We start from the raw sequence: 16,654 nt of genomic DNA on the forward strand, positions 1-16,654 counted from the left end.
AAATGCGTGTGATGAGTTGGGTGTGCTGATAGATTTACACGCATTTATAAAGCCCTTTTTGGCGTGTTTTGGGATAAGGTGGGGCAAATGTACCATTTGGTATTTTAAAACGCTTAAAACCCCTGTTTTTGGCGATTTTTGGTTATAGGTTCAAATGGTCTTTGACAATCTCTTTAATTTCGGTCTCATCAGCGACCGACACACCAAGAAACGGACGAGCAGGAATGTCGCCCCACAAATGTGGAAACTGGGCTTTTGTACCGCCAAAGTGCATCATCGGGGCATAGATAAGATTTGAGCCGACAAACACTTCGCCATTACCAAGCTGATAGTGAATGCTGTCTCTTAGTGTACCGCCAGTTTGTCCAAAGCCAACCAACGGCTTTTTGCTATTAAAGCGGTTTCGTCCTTTTTTGTTTACCGTGCCGTTTTTGTTAAAATGGGCATCGCCCAAGCCACGCCACAGCGTAACTGAGCTGTTGGCTTGCCAACGGTTGCCATTGGGGTCGGTAGAAGTGCGAAAGCGGTCTTGGGTGGTGTTGGTTAAGTGTTCGCCGATGTCTTTAAGTAGGGCTTGTTGTCCACTACCGCCTAATACGTTAATGATTTGATTTATTTCGTTGTTGGTATTTGTCAGTTCAAATTGTAATAACACTTGTCTTTTCTCTTGATATGGTTTAGAATTAAATCAGCACCTGTTCCATAACGGCAATGAGTCTCCCTGTTGCGTCCCATTTTCTTTTGAAAATGTTGCTGGAAGTTGGCTTTGAAAGATTGGGGAGCGTCTTTACAGGTGCTATTTATTTCTCAAAAAGCACCACGCCTTTATTTTTAAGTTTTTCATCTTTACTACTGTCCAAGCGATAGGATTTTAGATACACGCCTGCACCGTCTGCCGTTTGATGAATGATAGCAAGATAGCGTTTTCCGTCATCACGAATACCCTCAACCCAAGTTGTCTGCTGTCGGTATCGGTTATTTTTCTTATCATATTCACGCACGATAAGCACGGCATTATCCAGTAAATACTGCACATAATAATAATCAGTCGGCTCAAAACCCGTGTTACCGTCTCGGCTAATGGCTTGTTTTAGGGCATCATTTTCACTAAATAGCACCGTCTGCGTAGATACACCAAGCATCTGCATTTGGTCTGGACTAAGCACCGCCACAGGATAGCTTTCTTTTTGGTCAAGTTCACGAAAGCCGTCAATCCGCTCTTGTTTGGGTAGTTTATCATAATCAGGCGTGTCTTTTTTATAGTCGTCAAGCTGATTTTCAATCCGAGAAAGCCACCTAATAAAAACACCGTCTCGCATATTGTCCGCCACAAAAGACTTGGCGACTTGATAAGGGTATTTATCCACATCAGGAAACCAGCTTGCCCCTGCCACACCGTCAAAACTCTCCCCCACATTGTCGGCATAGTTGGCAGGGAGTTCATCAGGCTTTTCTTTGCCCATTCTTTTAAGTTCACGCTCGTTAATGGCTTCTACGGTACAACGACAACCCCAGCCATTAGGCGGATAGTTGGTTTGCCAAAAAGGGCTGTCGGCTGGCAACACCAAGCCGTCCCAAGATTTGTGCTGATGACGGGGATTTTCCACCGTGTTGTGGCGATACCGCCAGTAAGGGCGAGCCTTTAATACGTCAGGGTCGGTCATCTGTTTGTACCGTCCTGCCATGTGGGACGTGCGTAGATTGGTTTGATAAATAACTTTGGCACGCCATGCCTTATAATCTTTGTCTTTATCATTAAGCCAACCCTTTTTCACCAAAATGTCGTCAAAATTGGCTTGAAACTCGTGAAAGGCTTGTCCGCCCGCTACCGCCTTTTGTATTGCATTGTGTAGGTCGGCAAGTAGGTCGGCTTTCATCGCCCCTGCGACTGTAAAGGCTTTGTCGTGTTGGGCTTGTGTTAAATCCTTGTAAGTGGCGGTCGGTACTCGCACCTTTTGCCGTAAAAAGTCAATTTGCTCTTGAAAGGGCAGACGTTGTCCTGAGATTTTAGTCATTTTACCACCTTAGAGATACATCAACGCATGATGAGCAGGCTCACTATAGATGGAGCAAAACGCATTGCATAACAAATATGCGGTTAAAATTAGATGTAATTTCATATCTCACTCCGTCCTTTGAGTTCCGCAAGTGTATAAGCAATTTCCATTACTTTGACCATTTCATCGGCATTTAACTCATCAAACGCATTGACGATATTGTCCTGCAATTCGGCAAAAGATTGGGCTTGATTGACAATTTTCTTTAATCGCCCCACCATTTCGTCAAGATAGGGATTGGCGTGGGTTGCCAATTCATCAGCTGTTTTACTGACAAAATCGCTTTGGGGTTTGGGACTGGCTTCGGCAAAAGATTGTTGTTCTGCCATGCCTACGCCCACATCAGTAATATCGCCATCTTGTAAACCGTACTCACGCATAAAATATTGTGATGATAATTTTAGCCCTGCTTGGCTCAGAGCAACATCTCGTTGAGCCTGTTCAAGCCCACCGTTGCTGTCTTCAAAAAACTCAAATCGTGGAGCGATACCACCCCAGTTATAATCCACAATCCAGTTAATCAAGGTTTGCAGTTGTTCAGCGACAATTTCACAATCGGCTAATGCAATCTCAAATGCCACTTCTGCCCCTGCTTGCGAGCTGGCACGGTTGCTGTTGCTTTCGGTGCTTTGGTTTTGCCCAAGTAGTGCGATATTGACCTCACTACGGCAAAACATCAAAAACTTTTCAAAGGCATCTGATGACGCACTTTTGCCACCTGCTTCCATAATCTCAATCGTGGAATTGTCAGGAATGACCGCCACCGCATCTTGTACCATTGATGACAAATTGTCCAATAGGATTTGCTGTTGTTCAATGTCATAGTTTTTGCCATATTTGCCAATGACCCACGGACTGCCGTATTTTTCAGTAAATCTTACCCAAAAGTCTAAACCACCGAGTTTAAAAGTTGTCGCCCAAAATACCGATGATGCGTCAGGTTCGCCATAGGGATTTTCATAAGTAGGGTCTTGACGTGGCAATAAAAATCGGCGTTCTGGCACGATTAAGCCATCTTGCCCTGCATCTTTATCCTTAAATCTTAGGCGGTTATCTGAGTCAAAAAAGAACCAATCAGGGGGCATTGCCTGAATGTCCATCGGCAACCACGCACCGTCTTGATACGCCCACGAGATTTCGCAGGGCTGATAGCCATAAAAGCTTGCGTCCGCCATCGCCCCAATAATTCTAGATAAAGGCAAATTCTTAAAAATACGGTTAATGCGTTCGGTGGTTTCAGGTGTGGCATCATCTTGCACAATTCGCCACGCCTTAGATTTCACCGCCGATTTTCGTCTACGTAAACAACCCTTAACCCCTGCTTCGGCTTTGATTTCCTTGTACACCTGTATATCCTTCCCCATCTTTTTTAAGACAGGGTCAGGATTGGGCAAAACGCTATTGAGCGAGCCAAAACCGCTTACCGTGCTACGGCTGGCGATTTGTCTTAGGTGTGGTTGTTTGCTGTTTCTAAGTTCGGTAAAAGAGACAAATTCATTGCCCAAATATAAACCTTTCATCGTCTAAATCCTCGTAACATACTGCCAAAACCACGAAAACCCCTTAATAATTTGGCGGATTCTCGTGGTTTGGCGGTGTGAATGCGTATGTCCGCCCCACCATTGTCAATATTTTTAAAAGCATAATAGGCAAGCACCAACGCAATGCCCATATCGCCGTGCCGTGCTTGGTCGTTTTCGCCTTTGTTCTTACGGTTGGGCAGTTTTGGAATGCCGTCAATGATTTCAAAGGCGAGTAAATCCGAGAGTGTGTTTTCGTGTTTGGGCAAATTAAATAGCACCTTATCTTCAAGCCCTGCCTTGAATGGGGGCATATTTAGGCTGTACCATTTTTGGCTAAATTTGACACATTCCACCGTGTCCACGCCATAGCGGTGCTGGGCTTTTTCGGCATTGCTTGCCCCAATGCCACGAGCGTCCAACGCCATACCAGTCAAGGATTTTTCCACCCTATCGCAGATATAATTTAAAACCTGCTCCTGCTGAGTAAAGGGGATATTTTCAAGCTCCACCACGCCCACGCATTGCAAGTTTAAATCAGTGGTTTGCACCGCCAGCACATAATCGGTTAAGTCGCCATTTCGCCCATAGTCGCCCCCAATAAAGACTTTGCCTTTGGGGAGTTGGTTTAAAAAGTCTGATAAATGCTCATCGCACCAGTCCACACAGTCATTTTCACGATAAAAATCGTCTTGTAAGTTAAACTCATTGTCTCGTTTATAGACAAAAATCAGTGTATCAGCCGACATCGCTTGCTCAATGAGTGGGCGAGACAGCCACCGTCCACCGCTATTTTTGGGAATGCAGTTTAACTCTTCGTCCACATTATCGGCATACATCGCACGGATTTTGTCCGCCCATTCGGTTTCGCCCTGTGGTGTCCACTCAATACCCCGTTTTAAACAAATGCGTTGATATAAGCCTTCTGCCAATGCTTCATCAAAAGTACAAGTGTGCAAACTGTACGGCAATTTACCTGCCTTAACTTCTTCCACCAGTTGATTAAAAGGATTATCCACGCCATTGTGCGTGGAAATAATCCGCACGCACCCACCCCAAATTGTCAGAGCTAAGGCGGATTTGAGCAATTCGGGCAAATCATCGTGGAAAGCCGACTCATCAATGACGACACGCCCCTGCTTACCACGCAAGTTTCTGGGCGATGATGACAGGGCAGTAACACGAAAACCACTGGCAAACTTGATTGTGAACGCCAAAATCGCCTTTTTCTCGTCTCCGTTCTCAAAGATTTCTTCGTGTTCTTCTATCTCGCCTGCCACAAGGCTATAAAATTTCGCCCAGTCCGCCACATCACGAATAAACTCAATCGCCATATCTTTGGTATAGCCAATATACCAAGTGTCTTGTCCGTGTGTTCGGCTCGCTTCTAGGGCGGACTCGCCAGCTTCTGCCCACGAGCCACCGATACGCCGTGATTTGACAAAGATTTTGACCTCAGACTGGTCAGCAACCCATTTTTGTTGATAGGGTAAAAGCACGCTTGGAGCGTTGGCGACTTTGATAGATTGGGCAAGTGCGTTTGGCTTCATCAGTCGGCAATCCCTAAAATTTTGGCACGGATAAGATTGGCGGTTTCGTCAGACAGCCCACCTGTTTTGGCGATGATTTCAACCTCTTGGGCGGTTTTTTCTGCTTTTTCTTTCACATCTAGGGCGTGCTGTTTTTGCAGTACAGATGCTTTGACAATCTCGCTAATGCCTTTCCCTGCTTTGGTAATCATTGATAAACGCTTGACAGGGTCAATGCTGTCATCATCGTCCAAATCCTGCAAGGCAACCAACGCATTAAAAAGCTCGGTCTGCACCAAAGACAAAACGGCTTGCGAGCGTGCATCGCCATCATCAGGCACAGCTTCGGCAATCATCAGCGATGCCTGAGTGCTGGCTTGGATGGCGGATAATTTTCGCTCCAACTTTTGCCCATAGCGATGAATGGCGGATTTACTGATTTCATAGCCCAACTCTCTAAGCCAGCTTTCTAATTCCACATAACCATTAAAACCATTTGAAAACAAACGGTCATCAAGCTGTTTTTTATGTTCTGGGCTAAGTTTTGATACTGCATTGGCACGAGCCATAATTCCCCCTTTAAGTCCAGTACTTATCAGGGCGAGAAATACCGACAGGGCAGTCTGCCACATATTCCACGACATCAATGCCGTTGTGATTGAGCTTGGCGTGCCAATTACCGTTTGGGCGTTTATCCAGCTCTATAAAATGATGACTGTGTAAATAATCCAGCTGGGTATGTATCTCGGTGGGTGTGCTATCCGTCCAAATGCTTCGTATTACATCAAGCAATAAAATGTCCACCGCCCCCAAAGGTCGGGCATTGTGCAGAGCCAATAGCAAATACCACCGCATAGACTCACGGCGAATTTTTAAGGTGTCAATATTCATTATTTCTCCTTATTATTCAAATGGGTAAGCGTGGTTTGCACCGCATCAATCTTGGCTTCAACGACTGTAAACGAGCGAATAAAGTCATCTTTTGAGACATATTCACGGGGCAACTCTGCCTTTAATTTTAAAATCTCACGGTCAAGCTGGCGAATGGCTTCGGATTCTTTATCCAACTTATTACCCAGACCAGATAAAGCCTTAGCAAGAGTTTCATCTTTTTCTTTGATTGAGCTTTCTACTCGGCTAAAAAACGCCTTGCCCACGCCCCACAACGTACCACCAATGGTTATCACAAGTGTGATAAGCTGATACAGTTCCAATTTAAAAATCATCGTCCGCTCCTGTCATGCGTGCGTTCAAACTGCCATTGACAACCAACACACCGCACCGCATGGGGGATGGCTTGTTTGCGTTTGTCGCCAATTGGCTCGCCACAGTCTAAGCATTCGGTGATGTCATTGGCTGGTGTGGTTTGGCGTTGCTTGATTTTGCCATTTAGCCAGCGTTCGTAGTCGGCATTGGCTTTGTCAATGGTGTCCATTGCACCCCCCCCTTTAATCAAAACTTATGTTATAATAGCGATGTCTAACGACTTTTTTAATTTCTACTATTATAGATTCAATGGTGTCCGCCATTATCCACCCCCTTGCCCTGCGTTGGGATTGGATTGCTTAACAAAGCGTAAAATCAGCCCACACACCGCTACAATGGCAGTCATTTTGTCTTGAATGACTGGTGGTAAAAGCTGTGTAATTTCTGGTGGTAGGGGCGTGGTTGCCAAAAAGACAATCAGCACAAACGCCCAGTTAGAAAACCATTTGTAGCCTGTTTGCCAGTTATCAACGAGTAGCTTATTCATGCCAATACCTCCTGTGTTTCATCGGTGCTGGCAATACTGTCTTGGGCGACAAATTTTAAATTGTCGCTCATTCGTCTCATCCAGCCACGCCCAAAGTGATTGAAACTTGAAATTTTGGTGTAGAAGGCAATGCGTTCAGCGTTAAACAAATCAGTCAAATGCTTGGCGTTGTCGTCCATTGCTTGCCGTGTTACTTTACCAATCACACCGTCATCTACCACGCCTACGGCTCGTTGGAGCATTCGTTTGGCATTGCCAATGCCGTGATTAACGCCAGCATCAAACAGCTGAAAAGCAAAGGCAAAGCCATATTTTTCGGTAAGTTCATCACAATTTAGCGTATCCCAAAACCGTGCCTTGTAAATCTGTTCTACCACGCTCATCGGAATTGACCGCATTGACCCTGTATAGCCAAATTGACGAGCCGTGCCAATGGTGATGCCATAGTTGGTTTCGCCCCCTTTGTCTTTGGGGTCATTGACATAACCGCCTTCGTGTTTTAAGACCCGTTTGAGTGCTGTTTTAAAATTTGACATAAAAAATCTCCTAAGTAAAAATACTTAGGAGATTATGCAATGGGCAGGGTGTTTTTGTCTTTTAACCTGTTTTAAAGATTGGTTGTTGATATTTTTGGGCAAATTTGGGTTCGCCACTACATTCATTCATAATCAAATAGGTCATATTGATTTTGTTTTCTTTCAATCTCACTCATTCGTTTTAAAATGCGGTAAATATAGGGCAAGGATAAGCCATATTCTTGCGACAGTTCAGCGTGGTTGTGTCCGTTGAACGCACGATAAATTTCCACATCTCGCTTATCGGCAAGAAATTTGCTGTCTTTGATGACATAAATCAGCTGACCGCCCCAATGCTGACTGATTTGAAACATCAGCTCATTGGCGACTTGGCAAGCAAGGTCGGGGGCAATGTTGATTTCTGCTAATAGGCTTTCGGTATGGCTTTTTAAATCGTTTAGAAGTGCGTTGCCTTGCTTGCTGGTTTTACCTTGTTTTTTCACTATAAATTACCTATTTTATGGTAAAAATCACTAAAAAATTTGTTATTTATATGAAATTATGCCAAAAAATAGGCAATTTTACAAGATTTTTCTTGACAAAGTGAATAATTGTGCTAATATCCTGTTTTAGCACCACGAGTGCCAACCGCATCAGAATGCCTTAGAGCATCAGAATACCAAAAGCCCCATATTGATTTATGGGGCTTTTTTCATTCTTTAAAACACGATAAATAGGTGTTTTCAATCACAATCTCGGACATTGTTGGGTCATCAATAACCGACTTGGGCAGTTCATAGGCTTTTTTGCGTATGTCGTTGGCTTCTTTTAAAGTGTTTATATCAATTTCATCTTTGGCAAATAAGGAGTAAAGCTCATATTTGACCACATCTTCTGATATGTTTGCCCTGCGTGCTTCTATCATATTACGCAGATAATTTTCCCGAAAGTCGCATATTGCTTGTTGTAGTTTGGCTTGTCGGTCAGCTTGAACAACGGCATTGACCGCCTTATCAACATTATAGTTATAAGCAAAAGTAGTGGTACTTAGGGTAAACATTAGGGGGATAAGCAACAACTTTTTCATCGTATTTTCCTAAGATTGTTTGGTGCGTTTTTTACGACTGGCAACGGCTGAATACACCTTACTTAATTGCTCATCATCCAGTTCGGTCAAGCTGTCTGTATCAAAATGCTTATTCATATACCCATCAAGCCATTCTGGGGTGTCTTTGGTGTTGATTTTGATATAGGCATATTTGCGGTTTCGCCACGAACTGTTGTCGGTTTTGCTGGCTTTTTTGGCAGAATTTAACCGACCAATCCACATTCTTAGGTATTTTTCAGCTTTTTCAAAATCGCCAAAAGGAATCAACAAATAACGAGTTACCTTGCAATGAGCATTCAAAGCCGACCAGACTGCTTGGTGTGATTTTGGCTTTTGCTTGACGGCTTGTTCTAGTTTAACAATGTCATCAACGAGTTTTTTCAAAACAGATGCTTGGGCTTGACTGATATGCTCCTCATTGGGCTTAACTTCGGCTTTGACCTGCGTTACATTGCGTGTGGCGATATTGACCACCCCTCCACTAACTTCATTGATGACATTTGCTGAACCACCGCTGGCAATGTGGACAAGGGGCTGATTGGATTTTTCTGCCATTTGTGCGTTGGCGGATTTGACCCCAGTCAAAATATATTGCACATCAACACCAAGCCCTGCCGACTTTGCCAAAAATTCCACGCCTGCCTCTCTTGCCCCCACTTCATAACGGCGTAGAGCCTCAGTGCTTATGTCCAAAAGCCTTGCCATATCTGACTGGCTATACCCCAAACGAGTCCGCTCTTCAATCAAGCGTATCGCAATGTCTTCACGCAATGTGTCCATAAAAATCCCAAAAAAATATTGACTACCACCAAATGGTGGTATATAATAAAATCCATTACAAGGTTTTTACCTTGTAATTACCCCACCCACTACGGAGTATTTTTATGACCAAATCAATTCAAACCCCCAAAGACCAAGCCAAAAAACGCATCTATGAGCAAGGTCTGACCGTCAAACAATGGGCTGAAAAACACCAATACCCAGTCCCAGAAGTTTACAAAGTGCTAAATGGCGAACGCAAAGGCTTGTATGGTCGTGCAGGTGAGATTGCCAAAGCACTTGGTTTAAATGTTTAGACAATTTTACCCTATTTTTACCCTGTTTTCAATGCACAAGGAAACACCCAAATGACCCTAAAATCCGCCGAAAAAGTCCTAACGACCCTAAAAGCCCTAAAAGGACACACCCTAACAGGCGTATCGGTGTCCGAGCTTGCCAAGACCACAGGCGAGTCTCAGTCGCAAGTCTGCCGTTATCTTGCCACCCTTGTCGGTCAAGGCTTTGCCCGTCAAGATGACAATGGACTGTATTATTTGTCCGTTGCCTTTGTGCAAATCGCCACCGCTCATCAAAAAGAGATAGAGTTTGCCCAAGCACGGATTAACGAAATCCGCCAATTAACCCTTTAATTTTTAAAGTCCCATTTTGGGACATTTGGAGAACACTATGAACCAAGTGATTGATGTAACACAAGATGATGTTACGGTTATTTCTGAAAATACTGTAAACGAACACGCCCACAAATTAGGCACACTTGCCACCCAGCTTGGCTACAAGGGGGCTTTGACCGTTGGGGCGTTGGAAGATGAAATCCGCTTTTATCAGCAACGCACGGTAGAAGCATTTTTTGAAATGGGCAAACGCTTGATTTTATTAAAAGAAATGACTCCGCACGGCGAGTTTGTTAAGCGACTTGAAATGCTTGGGTTTAGCAAAAGCTCCGCCCAACGCCTAATGTCTGCTTCCTACAAATTATCCAAATTACCCAATTTGGGACATTTGGTGCAAATTGGCAATACTTCCAAACTCCTAGAATTTCTAACACTTGATGATGATGAAATTGGCGAGCTTGCCGAAACTGGAAGCGTACTTGGCATTGAGCTTGATGAATATGACAAAATGACCGCCAGCGAATTGCGTAAGGCTCTAAGAGAAGCCAAATCAGACAACCAAGCCAAAGAAAACATCATCAAGAAAAAAGATGAAAAATTGAACGAACTGGATGCCGAGCTGACCAAACTGCAAGCCCCCGCCAAAGTCAAAGAAAAAGCTGAAACTGCAAAACAGCAACTATCACAAAGTGCGTTATCAGAAATACAGTCTGCAACACTGACTTTATTTAATGACATTGCTCGCTTTACCAACCGTTGCCAAGCGGTTGCTGAGACCATTGAAGAGCATGGCTTGTATCACTTACAAGAGCAGTATGAAACGAGCATCGTGGCAAGTTTTCAGCAGATTGCCGAACTTAGCACCACGCTTGGCGTACAGATTGATTTTGAAAATATGGTAACACCAGCGTGGCTTCAAGCCGAACAGGGCAACTAAGGAGCGAAGTCATGAAAGACATTGCACGCACCGACTATTTGCGAGAGACCGCCCAAAAGCTCACTCATGCCAAGCATGGCGAGAAAGGCAACATCATCGCAAAAGCGTGCGACACCTTGCAAATCAGCCGTCCACAGCTTTATCGTGAGCTTGAAGCGGTTGGCTTTACCACCGAGCGAAAAACACGCTCAGACAAAGGCAAAACCGTTGTGCCAACAGAAGTCGCTGAACAAGTAGGGGCAATGGTACACCTTGCCACTCGTGCCAACGGTAAAAAGACCTTGCCAATCAGCACCGCCCTAGAAATTTTACAGGCAGACGGTAAAGCTCCAAAAGTTAGCCCTGCGACCATTAGCCGAATAATGAAGCAAAAATTTTGCCACCCAAGCCAGCTTGCTACGCCAACGGCTCATATTCAGCAACGCAGTTTACACCCCAACCATGTGTGGCAGATTGATGCGTCTGTTTGTGTGATTTTTTACTTGCCCAAAGGCGGTATGCAGGTCATGGACGAGAAAAAGTTTTACAAGAACAAACCGCACAATCTAAAAAAGATTGAGCAAGAGCGTGTCATTCGTTATGTCATTACCGACCATTATAGTGGTTGGGTGTATGTGGAATATGTGGCAGGGAGCGAAAGCTCGGAGAACCTAACCCAAGTGTTTTTAAATGCCATACAAATTCGTGGCTTTGACGAACCCATGCACGGTGTGCCGTTTATTTTGGTGGCGGATAAGGGTTGTGCCAACACATCGGGGCTTTTTAAAAACTTAATGGAACGATTAGACATCACATTCATCGCCCACGCCACAGGCAATTCACGGGCAAAGGGGCAGGTGGAAAATGCCAACGACATTGTAGAAACCCAGTTTGAAGGTCGCTTTAAATTTTTAAACATTGAGAGTTTGGAGCAGTTAAACGCCCTTGCCAAACGCTGGCGTGTGGACTGGAATGAACACAAAAAACACAGTCGCACCAAGCAAACTCGCAATGCGGTATGGCGGACGATTGCCATTCATGAACTAAGAAAAGCCCCACCCATAGAGCTTTGCAAAGAGCTTGTTAGCACCACACCTGTGGAGCGGACGGTATCGGGCAACTTGACAATCAGCTATGCGGTCAAGGGTTATGGCTCACATGACTATGACTTACGCCACATTGACGGCATTTATCCCAAAGCCAAAGTGTCTGTGGTGGTTAATCCTTACCGCACCCCGTGCGTTGATGTGATTGTGCCGACCGCAGGAGGCGAGAGCGTAACTTATACGGTTGAACCAATGCAGACAGACTGGGTAGGCTTTGATGTTAATGCCCCAGTCATCGGACAAGAAATGCGAGCCATGCCAAACAGCGAGATTGACAATCAAAGAAACAAGGTCATGAAAACTGCCTATGGTGTGGACACACTAGAAAAAGCCGAGCAAGCGATTGCCAAGCGAGCGGTGGCGTATGATGGCAAGCTCAACATCATGGCAGACATCGATAGCCACGAACAAAAAGACTATATGCCGTTGGGCGGTGAGAAACTTAGCACGCCAGCCATTGACAACACACCACAGACTCGCAAACTTGCCCCACTTAACTGGGTGCAAACCGCCAAAACAATCCGAGCTGAGATTGGCGATTTGTGGACAGCGGAGCATTACCTTGCCTTGCAAGAGAGCTTTCCAACTGGCGAAGTACCACAGGAAGTCATCGGCGAGATTATCAAAGGCATCTTAGAACCAAAGGTAGAACACCATGAGCAACAAGCATTGGCTGGATAAATACGACTTGACCCAAGCCAAAATCGCCAAAGCATTAAAAGTCAGCCCTGCCACGATTAACCTAATTTTTAATCATGGCAAATACCCAAAAGCAGGGACGAACGAATTATACAGGCGATTGTGTGAATATTTAAACGGTCAAAAAGTCACCCAAGCTGACATTGACACAATCAACAAACCCCAAAACAAATCAAACAAACCAAGCAAACAGGAGCAGACCATGCTACTCAGAAAACAAACCCTAAGCCACCCAGCAAAACGCCAGTTTAAGCTGTTTACCAACATCTTTACCGACAATGTGCGTGAAGCCAATCAAGTTTATCAAAATGCTGACATTAAAGAAGTGCGTGAAGCTCTGTGGCAAACCGCCAAAGGCAACATGAGTTTTGTAGCAGTCATCGGACAGTCAGGTGCTGGCAAAAGCACGCTCCGCCGTGAGCTGATTGACCGCTTAGAGCGTCAAAAAGAGAATGTGATTGTGATAGAGCCGTATGTCCTAGCCACCGAAGACAACGACATCAAAGGCAAAACTTTAAAGTCGGTGCATATTGCCGAAAGCATTCTTGCCACGCTTGCCCCAAGTGTAAACGCCAAACGCAGTCCAGAAGCTCGTTTCCGCCAAGTACATAACCTTTTAAAAGAAAGCTCAAAGGCTGGCAATCATCATGTACTGATTATTGAAGAAGCCCACAGCTTGCCCATTCCAACCTTAAAACATCTTAAAAGATTTTTGGAATTAGAAAATGGCTTTACACCGCTTTTGTCTATCGTGTTAATCGGTCAAAACGAACTTAAAAATAAGTTGTCCGAAAACAACGAACAAGTGCGAGAAGTGGTTCAGCGTTGCGAGATTTTTGAGCTTATGCCTTTTGACCGCAACAGCTTAGAAGAATACTTACAACACCGCTCTCAGTCGGCAGGGCGTGAGCTTGACGAGTTTATTGATGAAAGTGGATTAAATGCCATTGCCCACCGTCTTGGCAGTTCACACAAAAACAAAGGGGCAGACAGTCTGCTTTATCCTTTGGCAGTTGGCAACTTACTGACTGGGGCGTTAAACATCGCATCAGAACTAGGAATGCCTGTGGTAACAGGCGATTTGGCTAAAGAAGTGTAGTAGATAACCGATGAGAACCATGACAAAACACAAACTCAACACCGCCTTGCATAAGGCGTTTGGCGAAATTAGCGAACTGCTTGACTGCCCAAACGAAATCATCATCAATCCTGATGACCCTGAGCAAGTCGTTATCAGCGATGACTTGCAAAAGTCATCATTCAAACTTGGGATACTGGCAGGTTTTACCATAACCAAGCAGAGCCTAAGACAACAATTTAACATCAACTAAGCGGAGAAAATCCATGACTACCAAACCCCAACTCAAATCCTGCCAAAACCTAGATGAAGTCCAAAGCGTAATTGCTTTGATTGGTGAACACGAGCGTGAAATCACACGTCTTTCTACCGCAATGAATGACGAGATTGCCCTGATTACTGAGAAGTATGCCAGCCAAATCAGCCCCTTAAAGTTGTCCATTGATGAGCTGAGTGCCAAAATTCAAATTTGGTGTGAAGCTAACCGTGCCATCTTGCTCAAAGACGGTAGCAAAACCGCCAATTTGATTACTGGCGAAGTGTCGTGGCGACAATGCCCACCGTCTATCAGAGTGCGTGGGGCTGATGATGTCATTGCACGTCTTGAACGTTTTGGGCTTGACCGTTTTGTGCGTGTCAAAAAGACAGTGAACAAAGAAGCCATTGGCGAAGAGCCAACAGCAGTTGCTGATATTGAAGGCATTACTGTCATGCAGGGCGTAGAAGAATTTAAAATCACGCCATTTGAAATCCGTGTCAAATAAGGAACTATCATGAACAACATCACAACTTTGCTTGAACTTGAACAAGCTCGTCAAGAACTGCTTCATGCCGACTTGCCCACCAACGTCAAGGCAAGCCGTGCTGAAAAGCTGGGCGACTATCGCACCGCCAAACGCCTATGGGAGACAGTTGCCAAGTCTGCCGAAAAAGACAGTTTGACACAAAAGTATGCCCAAATCCGCCACAATTTTTGCCAGTCAGCCGTCATGCACAACTACAAACGTCCAGAACTTAAAAATTTGGAGGCAAACCATGTTAAAGCATAAACAAAAAACCAATCATCAGCTACTATCCGCCATGTTATTTTTGACTGCTTTGGTTGTCTTTGCCATTGCTAGTGGTGGCGTACTACTTTCAAGCCTTGTCGGCGTTTTTCTTGCGTGCGTGGCTTGTATTATCATGACGCTTTTGGCGGTATTGGCGGTTGTTATGATTGTCTTTGCTGGCGATAAAGTATAGGCGAAACCTACCCCAGTCAAGAGATTGGGGTAAGGTCTGGTGGGGTTGGTCGCCCACCACTGATGAGCTGACCGAAAAACTTTAACTTTTAAAAGGTAAATCCCATGAACAAGAAAGAACTAATTAAATCCGTTTATGACAAAATGGACGGCTTACCACTCAAACAATGCGAGAATGCTGTCAATGCTGTACTAAACAGCATCACAGACGAACTGGCAAAGGGTGGCGAAGTCAATCTGGTAGGCTTTGGCTCATTCTATGTCAAGCCACACCAAGCCAAAACTGCTCGTAACCCACGCACGGGCGAAACCGTTCACGTCCCTGCCAAAAACGTGCCGACCTTTAAGGTGGGCAAAGGACTAAAAGAAGCGGTTAATTAGCCAATACCAACCCAAAAAGCCAAGCCACACAGTTTGGCTTTTTTAAAAGGAAATCACATGACAGTCAATTCCAAATCCCAATCCACCGCCAATAAAAAGAAAAAGCTTATTCAGCTTATCCACATCGGCAAGGCAAAACTGCACCTTGATGATGAAACATACAGAGATATTTTGGCTTACACAACTGGTAAATCGTCTACCAAAGACATGAGTTTGACCGAACTCAATGTGGTTTTAACAGAGTTAAAGAACAAAGGCTTTACCACAACTATTCCGAGAATCAAACGACCGAATGACCCACAGTCTCGCTTAATTCGTCATCTATGGCTATCCTTGCATGATTTGGGTGCGGTCAAAGACCCTAGCGAAACCGCCCTAAATACCTATATCCAACACCAAGCAGGAGAAGAATTTAGTCGCCTAGAAAGCGACAAAAAGTCGCAAATCATAGAAATGCTCAAAAAATGGCGTACTCGCACCAAAACCCAAAATGCTGACAATTAACCTTAAAAAGAAAACCGCTCAATTTACAAAATTGGGCGGTTTTTTGTATCGCTCAATCACACCAAAAATATTTAAAATTCCACAAAATAAGACTTGCTATCTATGCAGACAAGAGTGATACTGTCCATACACAAACAATTTAACCCAATGATTTTAAAGGTGTTTTTATGTTAGACATTCAACAAATTTTCCAATACGTTCAAGATTTTGGCGTGGTAGAATGCGAAATGACAGACGATGATGAGCTGTGGGTGCGTGGCAAGGAATGGGGGACACACATCATCATCAAGATGATGAAAAATAAACCTGTATTGACCGTTTGGGGTGGTGATGATTGCCAAGAAGTGCTAGACAGCACAAGCCTACCGAGCATTGAAACCTTGCACACTTACTTAGACGAACACGCCAGAGTTGTGAGCGACAACCCATCACAAACCAAAGACGCTAGCATGATTGATATTTACATCAATATCATCAAAGAAAAATTAGCCGAACAACAAATAGCCCTTGATTTTGAAAATCAAAGCCCTACCGAGCGGTTGGTGGTCAGACACATTGAAAACAAACTGGCTGAAATCATTCAATTTTTACAATAATTCAACTCAAAGCAAAAGCCCCAGACAAAAATCTGGGGCTTTATTGTGTAGGCTAGGTATCTTATGGTAAAATGCGAAAACGAAGTCGCTTTTGCTGTGTTTTTTCATCTTGCCAACTGGCTCAAATTTCATTGCATATTCTGCAACATCGTTGCAATAACCCCTTCCCACCTTCTCCACTATGCTCCCCGTTCTTCCCATTTATCTCTAAAATCTGATTGGATTATATCATGGTGGATTATTTTGCATCAACTCTTGTA

25 protein-coding genes and 1 other RNA gene are annotated in these 16,654 nt (G+C 44.3%); 13 read left to right on the forward strand and 13 right to left on the reverse strand.

All coding sequences use genetic code 11. The features are described 5' to 3' along the window. Positions 1–142: 142 nt before the first annotated feature. The 13 genes from B5J93_RS11475 to B5J93_RS11535 form a co-directional block, all read right to left on the reverse strand. A complete protein-coding gene (locus B5J93_RS11475; protein WP_115236892.1) occupies positions 143–655 on the reverse strand; it encodes a phage virion morphogenesis protein in 513 nt (170 codons plus the stop codon). A 145-nt stretch (positions 656–800) separates the two neighbouring features. Continuing rightward, positions 801–2,015: a phage head morphogenesis protein gene (locus B5J93_RS11480; protein ID WP_079326503.1), complete on the reverse strand. Its 1,215-nt coding sequence runs from the start codon at positions 2,013–2,015 to the stop codon at positions 801–803. 101 nt (positions 2,016–2,116) lie between these two features. Further along, on the reverse strand, positions 2,117–3,577 hold the full coding sequence (locus B5J93_RS11485; protein WP_079326504.1) for a DUF935 domain-containing protein: 1,461 nt from the start codon (positions 3,575–3,577) through the stop codon (positions 2,117–2,119). Continuing rightward, a complete protein-coding gene (locus tag B5J93_RS11490) occupies positions 3,574–5,127 on the reverse strand; it encodes a hypothetical protein (protein ID WP_079326505.1) in 1,554 nt (517 codons plus the stop codon). Before B5J93_RS11490 ends, B5J93_RS11485 begins: the two co-directional genes overlap by 4 nt. Then, on the reverse strand, positions 5,127–5,738 hold the full coding sequence (locus B5J93_RS11495) for a DUF3486 family protein (RefSeq protein WP_338065641.1): 612 nt from the start codon (positions 5,736–5,738) through the stop codon (positions 5,127–5,129). The genes B5J93_RS11490 and B5J93_RS11495 overlap by 1 nt, the downstream gene beginning before the upstream one ends. After that, positions 5,686–5,997, reverse strand: coding sequence for a hypothetical protein (locus B5J93_RS11500; RefSeq protein ID WP_079326507.1), 312 nt, complete (start codon positions 5,995–5,997; stop codon positions 5,686–5,688). The genes B5J93_RS11495 and B5J93_RS11500 overlap by 53 nt, the downstream gene beginning before the upstream one ends. Beyond that, complete coding sequence (locus B5J93_RS11505; RefSeq protein ID WP_079326508.1) at positions 5,997–6,332, reverse strand: hypothetical protein; 336 nt, start codon at positions 6,330–6,332, stop codon at positions 5,997–5,999. The genes B5J93_RS11500 and B5J93_RS11505 overlap by 1 nt, the downstream gene beginning before the upstream one ends. Then, positions 6,329–6,541, reverse strand: a complete 213-nt coding sequence (locus tag B5J93_RS11510; RefSeq protein WP_079326509.1) for a TraR/DksA C4-type zinc finger protein — start codon at positions 6,539–6,541, stop codon at positions 6,329–6,331. Before B5J93_RS11510 ends, B5J93_RS11505 begins: the two co-directional genes overlap by 4 nt. A gap of 93 nt (positions 6,542–6,634) precedes the next feature. Next, entirely contained in the window at positions 6,635–6,859 is a 225-nt protein-coding gene (locus B5J93_RS11515) for a DUF7940 domain-containing protein (protein ID WP_051225748.1), read from the reverse strand. Further along, complete coding sequence (locus tag B5J93_RS11520; RefSeq protein ID WP_051225749.1) at positions 6,856–7,395, reverse strand: glycoside hydrolase family 108 protein; 540 nt, start codon at positions 7,393–7,395, stop codon at positions 6,856–6,858. The genes B5J93_RS11515 and B5J93_RS11520 overlap by 4 nt, the downstream gene beginning before the upstream one ends. A 122-nt stretch (positions 7,396–7,517) precedes the next feature. Next, positions 7,518–7,877 carry a Mor transcription activator family protein gene (locus tag B5J93_RS11525; RefSeq protein ID WP_228130337.1) on the reverse strand — a complete coding sequence of 120 codons (360 nt, stop codon included), beginning with the start codon at positions 7,875–7,877 and terminating at the stop codon, positions 7,518–7,520. Between the two features lie 209 nt (positions 7,878–8,086). Then, the gene (locus tag B5J93_RS11530; protein ID WP_079326510.1) at positions 8,087–8,461 is read right to left on the reverse strand and encodes a hypothetical protein; all 375 of its coding nucleotides are present in this window, start codon (positions 8,459–8,461) and stop codon (positions 8,087–8,089) included. Between the two features lie 9 nt (positions 8,462–8,470). Then, positions 8,471–9,262 (reverse strand): transcriptional regulator, encoded by a 792-nt coding sequence (locus B5J93_RS11535; protein WP_079326511.1) that lies wholly within the window; start codon positions 9,260–9,262, stop codon positions 8,471–8,473. 104 nt (positions 9,263–9,366) lie between these two features. Between B5J93_RS11535 and B5J93_RS11540 the strand changes: the two genes are divergently transcribed. The 13 genes from B5J93_RS11540 (at position 9,367) to B5J93_RS11600 (ending at position 16,394) form a co-directional block, all read left to right on the forward strand. Then, entirely contained in the window at positions 9,367–9,558 is a 192-nt protein-coding gene (locus tag B5J93_RS11540) for a helix-turn-helix domain-containing protein (RefSeq protein ID WP_079326512.1), read from the forward strand. A 51-nt stretch (positions 9,559–9,609) separates the two neighbouring features. After that, on the forward strand, positions 9,610–9,891 hold the full coding sequence (locus B5J93_RS11545) for a helix-turn-helix domain-containing protein (RefSeq protein ID WP_079326513.1): 282 nt from the start codon (positions 9,610–9,612) through the stop codon (positions 9,889–9,891). Positions 9,892–9,928: 37 nt separating this feature from the next. Next, positions 9,929–10,810, forward strand: a complete 882-nt coding sequence (locus B5J93_RS11550; RefSeq protein WP_079326514.1) for a DUF3102 domain-containing protein — start codon at positions 9,929–9,931, stop codon at positions 10,808–10,810. A gap of 11 nt (positions 10,811–10,821) precedes the next feature. Continuing rightward, positions 10,822–12,576, forward strand: coding sequence for a DDE-type integrase/transposase/recombinase (locus B5J93_RS11555; RefSeq protein ID WP_079326515.1), 1,755 nt, complete (start codon positions 10,822–10,824; stop codon positions 12,574–12,576). Then, a complete protein-coding gene (locus tag B5J93_RS11560) occupies positions 12,551–13,693 on the forward strand; it encodes an ExeA family protein (RefSeq protein WP_079326516.1) in 1,143 nt (380 codons plus the stop codon). Before B5J93_RS11555 ends, B5J93_RS11560 begins: the two co-directional genes overlap by 26 nt. Before the next feature lie 19 nt (positions 13,694–13,712). Further along, the gene (locus B5J93_RS11565) at positions 13,713–13,925 is read left to right on the forward strand and encodes a hypothetical protein (RefSeq protein ID WP_079326517.1); all 213 of its coding nucleotides are present in this window, start codon (positions 13,713–13,715) and stop codon (positions 13,923–13,925) included. Between the two features lie 13 nt (positions 13,926–13,938). Continuing rightward, positions 13,939–14,436 carry a host-nuclease inhibitor Gam family protein gene (locus tag B5J93_RS11570; RefSeq protein ID WP_065255184.1) on the forward strand — a complete coding sequence of 166 codons (498 nt, stop codon included), beginning with the start codon at positions 13,939–13,941 and terminating at the stop codon, positions 14,434–14,436. Positions 14,437–14,445: 9 nt separating this feature from the next. After that, on the forward strand, positions 14,446–14,721 hold the full coding sequence (locus B5J93_RS11575) for an ANR family transcriptional regulator (RefSeq protein ID WP_079326518.1): 276 nt from the start codon (positions 14,446–14,448) through the stop codon (positions 14,719–14,721). After that, positions 14,708–14,914, forward strand: coding sequence for a hypothetical protein (locus B5J93_RS11580; protein ID WP_079326519.1), 207 nt, complete (start codon positions 14,708–14,710; stop codon positions 14,912–14,914). Before B5J93_RS11575 ends, B5J93_RS11580 begins: the two co-directional genes overlap by 14 nt. Next, positions 14,913–14,990: hammerhead ribozyme type II (locus B5J93_RS11585), an RNA gene on the forward strand. Before B5J93_RS11580 ends, B5J93_RS11585 begins: the two co-directional genes overlap by 2 nt. 28 nt (positions 14,991–15,018) lie before the next feature. Beyond that, positions 15,019–15,294, forward strand: a complete 276-nt coding sequence (locus B5J93_RS11590; RefSeq protein WP_079326520.1) for an HU family DNA-binding protein — start codon at positions 15,019–15,021, stop codon at positions 15,292–15,294. 57 nt (positions 15,295–15,351) lie between these two features. Further along, positions 15,352–15,798, forward strand: a complete 447-nt coding sequence (locus B5J93_RS11595) for a gp16 family protein (RefSeq protein ID WP_079326521.1) — start codon at positions 15,352–15,354, stop codon at positions 15,796–15,798. 167 nt (positions 15,799–15,965) lie between these two features. Next, positions 15,966–16,394, forward strand: coding sequence for a hypothetical protein (locus B5J93_RS11600; RefSeq protein WP_079326522.1), 429 nt, complete (start codon positions 15,966–15,968; stop codon positions 16,392–16,394). Positions 16,395–16,654: the final 260 nt, after the last annotated feature.

It is taken from the genome of Moraxella equi (assembly GCF_002027555.1).
Classification (GTDB): domain Bacteria; phylum Pseudomonadota; class Gammaproteobacteria; order Pseudomonadales; family Moraxellaceae; genus Moraxella; species Moraxella equi.

Bases quoted from the DNA above. Each gene is read 5' to 3' on its own strand.
- B5J93_RS11535 (WP_079326511.1), bottom strand. From the start codon at position 9,262: ATGGACACATTGCGTGAAGACATTGCGATACGCTTGATTGAAGAGCGG.
- B5J93_RS11575 (WP_079326518.1), top strand. From the start codon at position 14,446: ATGAACAACATCACAACTTTGCTTGAACTTGAACAAGCTCGTCAAGAA.
- B5J93_RS11550 (WP_079326514.1), top strand. From the start codon at position 9,929: ATGAACCAAGTGATTGATGTAACACAAGATGATGTTACGGTTATTTCT.
- B5J93_RS11515 (WP_051225748.1), bottom strand. From the start codon at position 6,859: ATGAATAAGCTACTCGTTGATAACTGGCAAACAGGCTACAAATGGTTT.
- B5J93_RS11560 (WP_079326516.1), top strand. From the start codon at position 12,551: ATGAGCAACAAGCATTGGCTGGATAAATACGACTTGACCCAAGCCAAA.
- B5J93_RS11495 (WP_338065641.1), bottom strand. From the start codon at position 5,738: ATGTGGCAGACTGCCCTGTCGGTATTTCTCGCCCTGATAAGTACTGGA.
- B5J93_RS11485 (WP_079326504.1), bottom strand. From the start codon at position 3,577: ATGAAAGGTTTATATTTGGGCAATGAATTTGTCTCTTTTACCGAACTT.
- B5J93_RS11490 (WP_079326505.1), bottom strand. From the start codon at position 5,127: ATGAAGCCAAACGCACTTGCCCAATCTATCAAAGTCGCCAACGCTCCA.
- B5J93_RS11570 (WP_065255184.1), top strand. From the start codon at position 13,939: ATGACTACCAAACCCCAACTCAAATCCTGCCAAAACCTAGATGAAGTC.
- B5J93_RS11555 (WP_079326515.1), top strand. From the start codon at position 10,822: ATGAAAGACATTGCACGCACCGACTATTTGCGAGAGACCGCCCAAAAG.
- B5J93_RS11565 (WP_079326517.1), top strand. From the start codon at position 13,713: ATGACAAAACACAAACTCAACACCGCCTTGCATAAGGCGTTTGGCGAA.
- B5J93_RS11505 (WP_079326508.1), bottom strand. From the start codon at position 6,332: ATGATTTTTAAATTGGAACTGTATCAGCTTATCACACTTGTGATAACC.
- B5J93_RS11600 (WP_079326522.1), top strand. From the start codon at position 15,966: ATGTTAGACATTCAACAAATTTTCCAATACGTTCAAGATTTTGGCGTG.
- B5J93_RS11590 (WP_079326520.1), top strand. From the start codon at position 15,019: ATGAACAAGAAAGAACTAATTAAATCCGTTTATGACAAAATGGACGGC.
- B5J93_RS11545 (WP_079326513.1), top strand. From the start codon at position 9,610: ATGACCCTAAAATCCGCCGAAAAAGTCCTAACGACCCTAAAAGCCCTA.
- B5J93_RS11510 (WP_079326509.1), bottom strand. From the start codon at position 6,541: ATGGACACCATTGACAAAGCCAATGCCGACTACGAACGCTGGCTAAAT.
- B5J93_RS11520 (WP_051225749.1), bottom strand. From the start codon at position 7,395: ATGTCAAATTTTAAAACAGCACTCAAACGGGTCTTAAAACACGAAGGC.
- B5J93_RS11530 (WP_079326510.1), bottom strand. From the start codon at position 8,461: ATGAAAAAGTTGTTGCTTATCCCCCTAATGTTTACCCTAAGTACCACT.
- B5J93_RS11595 (WP_079326521.1), top strand. From the start codon at position 15,352: ATGACAGTCAATTCCAAATCCCAATCCACCGCCAATAAAAAGAAAAAG.
- B5J93_RS11500 (WP_079326507.1), bottom strand. From the start codon at position 5,997: ATGAATATTGACACCTTAAAAATTCGCCGTGAGTCTATGCGGTGGTAT.
- B5J93_RS11480 (WP_079326503.1), bottom strand. From the start codon at position 2,015: ATGACTAAAATCTCAGGACAACGTCTGCCCTTTCAAGAGCAAATTGAC.
- B5J93_RS11540 (WP_079326512.1), top strand. From the start codon at position 9,367: ATGACCAAATCAATTCAAACCCCCAAAGACCAAGCCAAAAAACGCATC.
- B5J93_RS11580 (WP_079326519.1), top strand. From the start codon at position 14,708: ATGTTAAAGCATAAACAAAAAACCAATCATCAGCTACTATCCGCCATG.